This is a genomic window from Pedobacter kyonggii (genome assembly GCF_004310665.1).
In the GTDB taxonomy this organism is placed as follows: domain Bacteria; phylum Bacteroidota; class Bacteroidia; order Sphingobacteriales; family Sphingobacteriaceae; genus Pedobacter; species Pedobacter kyonggii.
The window spans coordinates 225,745-238,361 of record NZ_SIXF01000001.1 but is presented as its reverse complement, the minus strand read 5'-3'; the positions used below and the strand labels follow the sequence as shown (position 1 = coordinate 238,361).

Below are 12,617 nucleotides of genomic sequence, written 5' to 3'. Positions count from 1 at the left end.
GAACAACAAAATTAATCAAAAAATATGGCTCTTGCTAGTTTTTAAGCTGGTGGCTGGTTATTTGACTATTTCTTTTTAGATGCTTTCGCAAAAGGGTTGAAAGCTAAAGCAAGGTTAACCCAGAAATCCAGTTCATCATTCCGGCCTAAAACATCTTCTGATACCGAAACGTAGCCCTTCATTGGTCTACCGCCCATAACCATCTGCTGCCAACCATCTTTATCGGATAAATTTTCTAAAGTATTGGGGTCAAGCCTCACCATCATGCTGTTCTTCGAAACACCAATACACATTTTGCCGTTCACCATAAAAATAAGCCCGCTGAACATCTCTTTTTCCTCTACATCTTGTATATGCATTAAACGTTCGGCCACGCGAAGGGCTAGGGTTTCGTTGTATTTCATGAGCTTAGATCAGTCACGTTATATTATCCTTAAAATTAATGTTTATAAGATGTTGAACAAAATAATTTTCTTACTATCCCTATTTCAGTAAATTTGCAGCATGTTGTTAAACTGTTATCAGGAAGAATTATTAGAGGCCGGATGTGATGAAGCTGGGAGAGGTTGCCTCGCTGGTCCTGTTTTTGCCGCGGCGGTAATATTGCCTAAAGGTTTTGTGTTAGAAGGATTAAATGATTCTAAGCAGTTATCACATGAGCAAAGGGCCTCTCTGAGACCCATAATAGAACAGGAAGCCCTAGCCTGGGCCGTGGCTTCTTGCGATCATGAAGAGATAGACCGGATCAATATTTTAAATGCTTCTTTTTTGGCCATGCACAGGGCGATTGAAAAATTACATACCCAACCACAATACCTGGTAATTGATGGTAACCGTTTCAAAACCTATCCGCAAATTCCACACAGCTGCATTGTAAAGGGCGATGGTAAATATCTAAATATCGCCGCCGCTTCTATATTGGCGAAAACCCACCGCGATGAATACATGACCAATTTACATGTCGATTTTCCGCATTACAATTGGCAGCAGAATAAGGGATACCCAACTATTGCACACCGCAAGGCTGTAATCGAAATCGGGCTATCACCTTTTCACCGTAAAACTTTCAATGTGAGCTATCCTCAGTTAGAACTGTTTTCAAAAAACGCCTAAAATTTCGTATTTTCACAACATTGTGAAAATTCTGTTGATTACTAAGCGGGTTCCCTTTCCGCCAAATAGTGGTTATCCTATCGTGGTTTATAATACCATAAAAGGTTTGCTGCAACTTGGTGCAGATATTACTTTGTTTAGCCTCAACCCTACAAAAGGAAGGATTGATATCGAAGATATTTATGATCCTATTTTTGAACAAATTAAATACCATACCTACGATTTAGACACCGATGTAAATGTTTGGTCGGCATTTTTTAATATTTTCACTAACGAATCTTACAACGTTTCCCGTTATTATAGCGAAGATGCTGCGCGGCAGTTAGAAAATATCTTACGAGAAAATGTGTTCGATATTATTCAATTTGAGGGGCTTTTTGTTGTTCCTTATCTGGATGTGGTTAAGGCAAACAGTAATGCCAAGCTCATCTATCGGGCACACAATATCGAATTTACCCTTTGGGAACGTCTTTCTCATTCAGAAAAGTTTCTCATTCGGCGTAAATATTTAGCTTTTTTAGCCCAGCGACTTAAAGCCTATGAAACCGATCAGATTAACCGTTTTCACCATATTTTTGCCATTAGTGAGCCCGACCGCCAAAGCATATTAATGTTTGGTTGCGAAATTCCAATGTCGGTTTTTCCGGTTGCCATCGATTTAGAAAAATATAAGGTAGATAAAACCAAGACCAGCTTTCCTACACTTTTTCATTTAGGTGCGATGGATTGGCGACCAAATCAGGAAGGACTAGAATGGTTTTTGGATGATATCTGGCCCGATATTGAAAAACTAAATAAAGACCTTCGTTTTTATATCGCAGGGAAAAATATGCAGAAACATTTCTTCGAATATGACTCAGAAAATTTGATTGTGGAGGGTGAGGTTTTTGATGCCGTAGAGTTTATGAATTCTAAAGCGATTATGATTGTTCCCTTAATTTCAGGCACTGGAATGCGGGTAAAAATTATTGAAGGTATGGCCATGAAAAAATGCATAATAGCCACCACTACTGCTGCAGAGGGAATTAATTGTAGACATGGCCATGATATTTTAATTGCCGATTCTGCAGATGAATTTTACCGGTCGATTTTACAATGTATCATTAATCCTAAACGTTGGGTAGAAATAGGAGAGAACGCCCGCAAAACAGTCGAAAACGACCATGGCGTTCATTTAATCTCTAGTAAAATGCTAAAGATTTACGAAGAATTGGTAAGTGCATAACTATATAGGAGTTGACAATTTTTCTATGCACTTAGAGAGAAAAGTTGTCAACTCTGGAAATCTCTTTAATAGATTTTCAAACAAGTTCAGCATGACGGATGAATAGAAAAATCATCTAAAATCTCCTTAAAATTAACACCAAAATTTTGTCTTTTTCTTAGTACTTTTGCACCCCAAGAAGAATAGTGAATAAAGCCGTCATAATTCACAGAATATCAGCTATACTGGCTTCATTATCATAAAAAATAAAATTTACGGATGAAAAACACCGCATTAACAGAAAAACACATCGCTTTAGGCGCTAAAATGGTTCCATTTGCAGGTTACAATATGCCTGTCACTTACGAAGGTATTAATGCCGAACACGCAACTGTTCGTAACGGAGTAGGTGTTTTTGATGTAAGCCACATGGGCGAATTTATTCTTAAAGGTGAAAATGCGTTAGATCTTATTCAACGTGTAACCAGTAACGATGCGTCTAAATTATATGATGGAAAAGTTCAGTACTCTTGTTTGCCAAACCAAGATGGTGGTATTGTAGATGACCTTTTGGTTTACAAAATAGACGATAAAACTTACATGTTAGTGGTTAACGCATCAAACATTGAAAAAGATTGGAACTGGATTCAACAATTCAATTCGAAAGATGTAGAGATGCACAATATTTCGGATAAAACCTCTCTTTTAGCCATTCAAGGGCCAAAAGCAGCAGATGCGTTACAAACATTAACTGATGTTGATTTGGCATCAATGGAATATTACACTTTCGTTAAGGGTACCTTTGCTGGTGTTGATAATGTAGTTATTTCAGCAACAGGTTATACCGGCGCTGGTGGTTTCGAGATTTATTTCGAAAACCAATATGCTGATCAAATTTGGGATGCTATTTTTAAAGCAGGTGCGCCGTACAACATTCAGCCAATTGGTTTAGGTGCCCGGGATACTTTACGTTTAGAAATGGGTTTCTGTTTATACGGAAATGATATCGATGATACTACATCGCCTATTGAGGCAGGTTTAGGTTGGATTACTAAATTTTCTAAATCTTTTACCAATTCGGAGGCGTTATTGGCACAAAAAGAAGCTGGTATTCAAAAGAAATTGGTTGGTTTCGAAATGATCGATCGTGGTATTCCGCGCCATGATTATGAAATTGCTGATGCCGAAGGAAATATTATCGGTAAAGTGACTTCTGGTACCCAGGCACCTTCTTTGCAAAAAGCAATAGGCATGGGCTACATTGCAAAAGATTTTACTAAAGAAGGAACTGAAGTTTTTATTTTAATCCGCAATACGCCAATTAAAGCTAAAGTGGTTAAGTTTCCTTTTTATAAATAAGATTTATAGCTAAGGCAACAATGTTTTTGAAGTGATGGAACTGGAAGGAAATAAATATAGCGAGCTGCTTTACCACATTGGGTCAACTTTACAAACGGCGAAGCAGAATGCAATAAAAGCAATTAATGTTGAACTGATTATTGCCAATTGGAAAATTGGAAGATATATTGTTGATTTTGAACAACACGGCAAACAGAGGGCCGAATATGGTAAGGAATTGCTTGTAACGCTTTCTGCAGATTTGAAGTTAAAATTTGGCAAAGGATTTAGCCGGTCAAGTTTGCAGCTTATGCGTTCGTTTTATATAAATTATCCCAAATTTCAGCCCTTAGCAGACGAAGATTTAATTCGCCAGACAGTGTCTGGCGAATTCTCAAAACGCCAAACACTGTCTGGCGTTTTTCTTAGTTGGAGCCATTACGCAGAACTCTTAACCATTTCTGATCAACTTGCCAGAAGTTTTTATGAAGCACAGGCTATAAAAGAAAATTGGAGTTTTAGAGAAATGAAACGCCAAATTGATTCAGCTCTATTTCAAAGACTAGCGCTAAGCAAAGATAAAGAAGGCGTACTAACTTTAGCTGAAAAAGGCCAAGTAATCAATAGCTCTGATGATCTAATCAGAGATCCTTATGTTTTTGAATTTTTAAACATCCCTACTGGCAGTATCATTAAAGAATCGGGACTAGAGAAAAAACTTATTGATAATCTCCAGAAATTTCTATTGGAGCTTGGTAAGGGCTTTTCATTTGTCGCGAGGCAGTTTAAAATAACTGTCGATAATGAGCATATGTTTGTAGATATCGTATTTTATCACCGTATACTCAGGTGTTTTGTATTGATTGATTTAAAAACAAAAAAGGTAAAACATCAGGATATCGGCCAAATGAATTTTTATCTAAACTATTTCAAAGAGGAAGAAAATGCTGAAGGCGATAATGATCCGATAGGAATTATCATCGCTGCTGATAAAAATGAATTTTTGGTTAAATATGCAACCGGTGGGCTATCCAATAAAATCTTCGTATCTAAGTATCAACTTTATTTGCCTGATCAAAAACTCTTAGAAGAAAAGGTAAAAGAAATTATAAGTGAATAAAATATCGAATATGTCAAAAAAAATAGAAGTTTGTTTAACACCAGCCTTGATTGATTTATATGATATCGAACAAAGTATTGTGGTGGTTATCGATATTTTAAGAGCCACATCATCTATTACTTACGGGATAGATAATGGTGCAGAAGCGATTATTCCAGTAGCTCAGGTAGAAGATTGTTTAAACTATCGCGATAGCGGATTTTTATTGGCAGCAGAACGAAATGGAGAAGTGGTAGCAGGATATGATTTCGGCAACTCGCCATTCTCTTATACCCATGAAAAAGTAAACGGAAAAACAGTCGTTTTAACAACTACCAATGGAACTAAGGCCTTGCATTTGGCACAGAAAAGGGCCTATCAGGTTGTAATTGGGGCTTTCCTGAACTTGGATTCACTTTGCGATTATTTGAAAAGTCAGGACAAAAATGTGCTTTTGCTTTGTGCCGGTTGGAAAGATCAGTTCAATTTAGAGGATACCCTTTTTGCTGGTGCTGTGGTAAATAATCTCCGTCAAAATTTCGAACATTTTGATGATTCTAGTGTGGCTGCAGAAGATTTGTATGCTTTAGCTAAAGCAGATCTAAGGAAATACCTTCATAAATCATCGCATAGCCATCGTTTGGCTCAGTTGAATATAGAAGAAGATGTTGTTTTCTGTTTGCAGTTAAATCTTTGCAAAACAATCCCCGTATTGGAAGGCGAACGTTTGGTGGCCTTAAAGAATTAAAAACTGAAATTTAGCCCCAGCAATACCGCATTTTTTCTGAAACTTGCTCCATTAAATTGAGTTTCCTCTGTTGGTTTATTATTAAAATAAGCTTTATCTACCCCAGAGTAAGTGTTGATGTTATTGATCTTATAGTCAACTTCTACCCGTAAACTTTTGTTCAATGGTACAGCCAGATTGATATCGCCACTTAACGAAAAGGAATTTGCCTTATGTGTAAAGCTTACAGGTTTTGCAAAATCAGGAATTAAATTCCAGTTGGCTTTTGCCGAATAAGTATAAAAACCACCTAAAACTGTAGCACCTATACTGAATTTCTGCATTTTAAGAACAATTTCTGCTCCAAAATCGAATCCTTTATATCTTGTTACATACGTAGAGTTTAAGCCTTTGCTGTCAGGGTTATTTGCACTTTCTAACAAATGAAAATTTTGCTGATTATATGAAAGTCCAACAATTGGATTAATGTTAAAATTACCAAATTTTAGCAGTTGGTAACTAAGCTGTAAATTGGCATCATATAAGTGCCCTTCATTTGCATTAAGCAGATCGAAATAAAAAGCACTTTGTCGGTTATCATCTGCATAATCGGTATCCTCTACTTCTCCCTTGGTTATGTTGCTGTATTGGTTAGTGGCTTTAACACTAAACCGATCGGTAATATTGTATTTGATGTCTAGACCAAAACTAGGCCCTTTAAGATTTTTCCAGATCAGTTCTGATAATATATTCGGACTGGTTCCTGCAGCGTTACCTGCAATAGACCAATCAAATTTAGATTGCTGGAGACCAACATAAGGTTTTATGTTCCATTTGTGGGGACTATCTTGTGCTGATGCGACTTTACAGAATAGAATAAAGATTGAGCAAGCTAAAAATGGTTTGGCAAAGGAAATCCGCAGAGCGATCAACATATCTATTTTTTATCTTTTATAGCAGTAAAATACACATAGTGGCCAATTATACCACCATGTGTAATTATTTATTTTCTAAAATGGATATACTGATGCAATAAATGTTTTATCAGTAGGTGATAATACGGTATTCCATCCCACTTCGTAATCACCAATGGTTAATTCGTTTGGAACCGAATAGTGCATGATTGAATATTTATCATAAGCGCTATAATTCGTCTGGGTAGTACTGTATTTCGCGAATAAATTATTGTCAACATCTGCTTGGGTCCAGTAATTTGGGGCAGCTGCATAATAAGCATAAACAGCTGGTTTATCCCAAGGAATAGCAACCAATGGGTGTTGGTGTTCGTGGATCATACCTAAAGCGTGACCAAATTCATGTATTACCACACGGCTATATTCTGAATTAGAGGTGCTTGAAGTTAACCAACCGAAGTTCATGGTAGCGCCGGTGCTTGGAGTTGATTTTCCAAGGTAAGACCAAGATCCATCTCCGCTTACAAAACTTACCCTGATTCTAGCAGTATTATCGTTGGTTACAAAATTGAATTTGATGTTAGCGTAATTTTCCCATTCTCTGGCATATTGGATCACTTTTGCTCTAATTGCTGCCGTACTTCCGTTTAAACTTACTTTAATTGTGGTTCCTGGAGTCCATTTTACAGACTTTATAACAGCACCTCTTGGAGTAGTGCCATCTAAAGATCTTTCGGTACAGATCTTGATGTCTCCAAGCGGATTAACAGCAGTTGTTTCTGGTTTTTCTAAATCAGCAGTTTCTGTAGGTCTTTCTTTTTTACAGGCGTATAATACTGTAGTTAGCGCAAGGGCCGTTAATAGGGTTTTATTTAATTTTAAGAATTTCATGTTTTAGGTTTTTTTAGGTAAAAATTAATGATCTGTATTTTTGACTTGGAAATCAAGTTAAAAGATCGTAAAAACAGGAATTCTTCTTCTTTGAAAAAGAATAATCAGGTTGAAAAACATAGATAGACATTTAGGTTTAATTTCCTCTGCATTTGCAAAGTATAATCCTAAAGTAAAATAATATTATATCAACACCAAGAGAAATGTAATATTTTTATTGCATAAGTGTATTTTTAACACTTATTTGTTTGGTAAATATAAACTATTTTGTTGTAGTTTAAATATTACATTTGGTGAAAAGTAGATTAACGGAGCAAATTGTTATTTTGTAATTAATTCAGAAATTGTTGGACTATTTTTAATCGTAATCAAGGCTTCTTCATGCGCCAGCCAATAAATATCTTCTGCACGTTTCATATCGAATGTACTAATGGCCCCTAAACCTTTTGGTTCGATTAATACATTACAGAATTTTGCTTTTCTTTCCATATCATGGTTAATAGACATTATGCCGGCACGTCCCATTAAATTGGTAATACCGGTAATTTTATCAACAGGTTTAAGGTGGTTACAAGACGAACCTATAATGAAATCGCAGTCATCCATTAAAGGTTCAACCGGGAAATTGTTTAAAATGCCGCCATCCACATACATCTGGCCATCAATCATAATGGGTTTAAAAATGCCAGGTATGCAGCTAGAAGCATGAATAGCCCTTATAAGCGGTCCTTTTGTAAAATAAACTAATCGGCCTTCGCTAAAGTTTACAGCAGCAATGGTTAAAGGTATTTTTAGCTTCTCAATTGAATCTTCCGGAAAATATTCCTTTAAAATTAAAGCGGTATTTTCAATATTGATTAAGCCTAACGACCCGACTGCCGGGCGTACAAAGCGCCAGAGTTTCGTTTTAAGAAAAATATTCAAACCTTCTTCCGGATCTATACCAGCGGCAAAAAAAGCACCAGCAATAGCTCCCGCACTTGTTCCGCTAATGTGACTAAAAGTAATGCCCAAATTGCTAAAGGCTTTTAAAACGCCTAAATGTGCTATTCCCCTGATACCTCCGCCTGATAATACAATGCCAACTTTCATAGGTTTATTTTAGGATCATTATTAAAGATTGTTTGTTAATTTTTTTTGCCTGCGAACTGTAAAATGATAACTAGAAACTGATAAACTATCTCTGTTGTTTCGGTTTGTACTTCGATTGATTTAAAATTTTCTGTGCATCGTTATCTATCATTAATTGTTGTAAAGTAACATCGGGGTGTTCTTTCATATATTTTCTTACAATTTGCCAACCCATCCATACACCCAATTTTGGTGCCGAATCTCTATTTTCACCTAAACCTGGCGTAAAAGGTCCTTCAGATAAAAACACCTGGATTTTTTGATAGTCGGTTTCATACAGGTAATTGTTCTCCAAAAAATATGCCCAAATATCGCTTTCGAAATTTTGTGCCCAGTCTAACTGCTCTTTAGTATATCCAATTTTGGTAGAATCGCTTAAATTTTCTGGTAAAACCTGATCTAAAAAGTATAAAATCTTTCCCTGGAAGATCATTTTAGACAACAGGGTTCTATTGTCATCAGGCTCTGCAAAGAGTTCTTCGTGGGCGTATGTTTCGGCTACACGGGGCACAATATATTCAGGTGTAAACCTTCTCGATAGGTATAAAGGCACACTTTGCACAATAGCCCTATAAAATTTGCTGTTTTTGCCCAAAAACATATCTAAGCCAATACCCAAATAGTTATCTCCTACGGGCATTTGGTAAGCAAAACCTGAAGCAAAAGAAATAAATTTTGGAATCTTCGCTTTCGGATAGTAGTATTTAATGTATTTAAAAGTTTCGGTCAATCCTTCTTCCTGCATTTTTAAGTTTGGAAAAACACTATCAACTTCTTCGCTTAAATCGGTATAAGCCTGGTCGCGGTACAAATTGGCTAACGATTCGGTATTGGAGTATTTGCTGTCTAAAATCCGGTGGATAAAATCGTCATAAAACACACCATATTTTGAACTAAGCTGTTTATCTACCTCAATAATATTTTTGTTTTTCCCGGCAAATAGCTCGTTATCAAATCTTTCGATTTTAATGTTTACCTGTATATTACTTACATCGGGCCTGTTGCTTTGCCTGCAGGAAATAAATGTGACGGCAAAAAGAAAAATTAGATAAATTTGCCAGTGTTTTACGTTATACATCATGTACAACAAATATATATAAACACCCTATAGCATGAAAAGAATATCGGCCATTTTAATTTTATCTCTTTTAAGTTTTGGCGCATGGGCGCAAAATTCTCCTTTAACCAATTACGGTTTTAGGTTAGGTTTAACCGCTACTCCAACTTTTGGTTGGATTAAGCCTGAACAGGGAAAAACAGATGGAATAGCTTTGGGCTTTTCTTATGGATTAATCGGTGATTTTAATTTTGCCCCGAATTATAGTTTTTCTACTGCGCTAACCATCACTTCTATAAACGGTAAAAGTACAGAGGCGAATGTTCTGCCTTATTATAGCGCCAGTGGTAGCACTGCACCGAAAGCTTACGATTTAAAATATAAGTTGCAATACGTAGACTTGCCTTTAACCATTAAACTAAAAACAGTTAAGGCTGATGGAAAACGTTGGTATGGTCAGTTTGGATTGTCTAATTCAATCAACATCAGTGCTAAACAAGATGCTGTAACAGGTGGAGCGGTTGTAGGCGATAATTTAAATGTATCTGATAACATTAAGCTTTATCGTGCTGGATTAATCATCGGTGGTGGTGGCGAATTTGATATTTCGGGCAATACCAGTATCGTAGCGGGTTTAACTTTTAATAACGGTTTCACTAACATTGTAACGGATAAAGCCAGAGATGTTAGAAATCATTATTTGGCACTTAATTTCGGCGTATTCTTTTAACCGCATAATCGTCTTGATACTCAATTCATAATACTTGATACTACAACTATGAAAATAGCGCTGGCACAACTCAATTACCATATCGGGAACTTTGAGGCAAACACGAAAAAAATAACCGAAAATATTCAATTGGCGAAAGATAAAGGTGCAGATTTGGTTGTTTTTGCCGAACTGGCTATCTGTGGCTATCCACCAAGAGATTTTTTGGAGTTTGATGAGTTTATCGTATTGTGTGAAACTGCCGCTCAGGAAATAGCCAAACATTGTACAGACATTGCTTGTATCATCGGTCTACCGATCAAAAATGAAATATTACAGGGAAAAGATCTGTTTAACGCTGCCTATTTTATCGAAGAAGGGAAAGTTAAAGCCGTGGTTAAAAAAGCACTTTTACCTACCTATGATGTGTTTGATGAATACCGTTATTTCGAACCTGCCACACAATTTAACTGTATCGATTTTAAGGGAAAAAAAATTGCCTTAACCATTTGCGAAGATTTGTGGAATATCAACGATAATCCATTGTATGTGTCAAACCCCATGGATGAGCTGATTAAAGAGCAGCCAGATGTGATGATTAACATTGCAGCATCTCCTTTCTCCTATACCCATGATGACGAACGCATCAAAGTATTGGCCGATAACGCAAAAAAGTATAACCTGCCTGTATTTTATGTAAACCAGGTTGGTGCACAGACTGAGATTATTTTTGATGGTGGTTCTTTGGTTTTCGATGCTGATGGAGCCATGAAAGCAGAGATGAAGTATTTTGAAGAGGATCTTCAGGTTTTTGACCTGGAGGAGGTTGAAAATGTGCGTAATAAATATCCCCAATCGGAAAGATTGACCGATATTGAGCAGATTCACGACGCATTGATTTTAGGCATAAAAGATTATTTTAAAAAATCTGGTTTCAGTAAAGCCGTCTTGGGCTTATCAGGTGGGATCGACTCCGCTGTGGTTTGTGCCTTGGCTTGTAGTGCTTTAGGTTCAGAGAATGTAATGGCCGTTTTAATGCCTTCTAAATTCTCTTCCGACCATTCTGTTCAAGATGCTTTAGATTTGGTTAACAATATTGGTTGCATGCACGAAATTGTGCCAATTAAGGAAGTAGCAGAAGCTTTTGATCATATCTTAGCTCCGGCTTTTAAGGGTTTACCTTTTAACCTTGCAGAGGAAAATATCCAGGCCCGCATCCGTGGGATTATTAATATGGCCATGAGTAATAAATTTGGCTATATTTTATTAAATACATCAAACAAAAGCGAGTGTGCTGTTGGTTATGGTACTTTATACGGTGATATGTGCGGTGCTATTGGGGTAATAGGTGATGTGTATAAAATGCAGGTTTTTGAGCTGGCAAGGTACATTAACAAAGAAAGGGAAATTATTCCGATCAATACTATTGTTAAACCACCATCTGCAGAGTTGAGACCCGATCAAAAAGATTCGGATTCATTGCCTGAATATGAAATACTTGATAAAATATTATATCAGCACATCGAAAAGAAACAGGGTTCGAAAGCCATTATTGCTCAAGGTTTTGATGAGGCATTGGTGCTGCGGATTCTGAAAATGGTTAATGTCGCAGAATTTAAACGCTATCAAACACCACCTATTTTAAGGGTATCGCCAAAAGCATTTGGTATGGGCCGAAGAATGCCGATTGTAGGGAAATATATGGCTTAGTTGTTTTAAGGCTGGAAGACTTGAAGGTTGATCGATTAACTGTTTAAACTGAAAATTTGTAGATCGATCGTCATCCCGACTGGAGCGTAGCGAAATGGAGAGATCTTTAAAAATTTCTCGACTACGTTGCACTCCGCTCGAAATGACGATCTTTCTATTATAATCTGAATGGCACGTACCAAGCACCTGCAAGCTACTAAACAGATATTTCGTGCCCCAGCATGACAAAAATGCTTTATGCTAAAGTAGCATCCACAGTAATCGTTGTGTTTAATAATTTAGAGATCGGGCAGTTTTTTTCTGCATCAGCTACCAATTCATCAAACTTTTCCTGTGTTAAATTAGGTACAGAAGCGGTTAGCGTTAAGTGTGATTCTACAATTTCACCTTTTGATGGATCCAGGTTAATTTCGCATTTAGTTTCCAATTTATCGGCTGTAAATCCTGCTTCAGTTAAGTTAGCTGATAATTTCATTGTAAAACAGCCTGCGTGCGCAGCAGCAATTAATTCCTCCGGATTTGTGCCAACGCCTTCTGCAAAGCGAGAATTAAAAGAATATTGAGTATTATTTAAAGTGGTACTTTGTGTAGTGATGTTACCATTACCTTCTTTAATAGAACCTTGCCATACGGCTGTTGCATTTCTTTTCATGATTGGATTTTATTTTTAGATTGTTTAACACCTAAAGATAAAAATATGTTTGTTTAATGGCGGTAATTCTTT

The 12,617-nt window shown here is 36.7% G+C and carries 13 protein-coding genes; 7 read left to right on the top strand and 6 right to left on the bottom strand.

Annotated features, from left to right (window positions below):
* Positions 1-65 precede the first annotated feature (65 nt).
* Positions 66-404, bottom strand: coding sequence for a TfoX/Sxy family protein (locus EYS08_RS01045; RefSeq protein WP_131028013.1), 339 nt, complete (start codon positions 402-404; stop codon positions 66-68).
* A gap of 100 nt (positions 405-504) precedes the next feature.
* Here EYS08_RS01045 and EYS08_RS01040 point away from each other — a divergent pair, with 100 nt between their 5' ends.
* The 5 genes from EYS08_RS01040 (at position 505) to EYS08_RS01020 (ending at position 5,502) form a co-directional block, all read left to right on the top strand.
* Complete coding sequence (locus EYS08_RS01040) at positions 505-1,113, top strand: ribonuclease HII (RefSeq protein WP_131028012.1); 609 nt, start codon at positions 505-507, stop codon at positions 1,111-1,113.
* A gap of 22 nt (positions 1,114-1,135) precedes the next feature.
* Complete coding sequence (locus tag EYS08_RS01035; protein ID WP_131028011.1) at positions 1,136-2,338, top strand: glycosyltransferase family 4 protein; 1,203 nt, start codon at positions 1,136-1,138, stop codon at positions 2,336-2,338.
* A 258-nt stretch (positions 2,339-2,596) separates the two neighbouring features.
* A complete protein-coding gene (gene gcvT / locus EYS08_RS01030; protein WP_131028010.1) occupies positions 2,597-3,676 on the top strand; it encodes a glycine cleavage system aminomethyltransferase GcvT in 1,080 nt (359 codons plus the stop codon).
* 34 nt (positions 3,677-3,710) lie between these two features.
* On the top strand, positions 3,711-4,775 hold the full coding sequence (locus EYS08_RS01025) for a PDDEXK nuclease domain-containing protein (RefSeq protein ID WP_131028009.1): 1,065 nt from the start codon (positions 3,711-3,713) through the stop codon (positions 4,773-4,775).
* A gap of 10 nt (positions 4,776-4,785) precedes the next feature.
* The gene (locus EYS08_RS01020; protein ID WP_131028008.1) at positions 4,786-5,502 is read left to right on the top strand and encodes a 2-phosphosulfolactate phosphatase; all 717 of its coding nucleotides are present in this window, start codon (positions 4,786-4,788) and stop codon (positions 5,500-5,502) included.
* Here the strand turns inward: EYS08_RS01020 and EYS08_RS01015 are convergent.
* The 4 genes from EYS08_RS01015 to gldB all read right to left on the bottom strand — a co-directional run bounded on the left by EYS08_RS01015 (position 5,499) and on the right by gldB (position 9,498).
* Positions 5,499-6,416 carry an omptin family outer membrane protease gene (locus EYS08_RS01015; protein ID WP_131028007.1) on the bottom strand — a complete coding sequence of 306 codons (918 nt, stop codon included), beginning with the start codon at positions 6,414-6,416 and terminating at the stop codon, positions 5,499-5,501. The two genes, EYS08_RS01020 and EYS08_RS01015, sit on opposite strands and share 4 nt — an antisense overlap.
* 75 nt (positions 6,417-6,491) lie before the next feature.
* Positions 6,492-7,286: a M12 family metallopeptidase gene (locus EYS08_RS01010; RefSeq protein ID WP_131028006.1), complete on the bottom strand. Its 795-nt coding sequence runs from the start codon at positions 7,284-7,286 to the stop codon at positions 6,492-6,494.
* Positions 7,287-7,607: 321 nt separating this feature from the next.
* Positions 7,608-8,378 carry a patatin-like phospholipase family protein gene (locus EYS08_RS01005; RefSeq protein ID WP_131028005.1) on the bottom strand — a complete coding sequence of 257 codons (771 nt, stop codon included), beginning with the start codon at positions 8,376-8,378 and terminating at the stop codon, positions 7,608-7,610.
* Positions 8,379-8,463: 85 nt separating this feature from the next.
* A complete protein-coding gene (gene gldB / locus EYS08_RS01000; RefSeq protein WP_131028004.1) occupies positions 8,464-9,498 on the bottom strand; it encodes a gliding motility lipoprotein GldB in 1,035 nt (344 codons plus the stop codon).
* A 31-nt stretch (positions 9,499-9,529) separates the two neighbouring features.
* Here gldB and EYS08_RS00995 point away from each other — a divergent pair, with 31 nt between their 5' ends.
* Both EYS08_RS00995 and EYS08_RS00990 read left to right on the top strand, forming a co-directional pair.
* Positions 9,530-10,204, top strand: a complete 675-nt coding sequence (locus tag EYS08_RS00995; protein ID WP_131028003.1) for a porin family protein — start codon at positions 9,530-9,532, stop codon at positions 10,202-10,204.
* Positions 10,205-10,252: 48 nt separating this feature from the next.
* Positions 10,253-11,893: an NAD+ synthase gene (locus EYS08_RS00990; protein ID WP_131028002.1), complete on the top strand. Its 1,641-nt coding sequence runs from the start codon at positions 10,253-10,255 to the stop codon at positions 11,891-11,893.
* Positions 11,894-12,128: 235 nt separating this feature from the next.
* Here EYS08_RS00990 and EYS08_RS00985 read toward each other — a convergent pair whose 3' ends face one another.
* The gene (locus tag EYS08_RS00985; protein ID WP_086548955.1) at positions 12,129-12,545 is read right to left on the bottom strand and encodes an OsmC family protein; all 417 of its coding nucleotides are present in this window, start codon (positions 12,543-12,545) and stop codon (positions 12,129-12,131) included.
* Positions 12,546-12,617 lie beyond the last annotated feature (72 nt).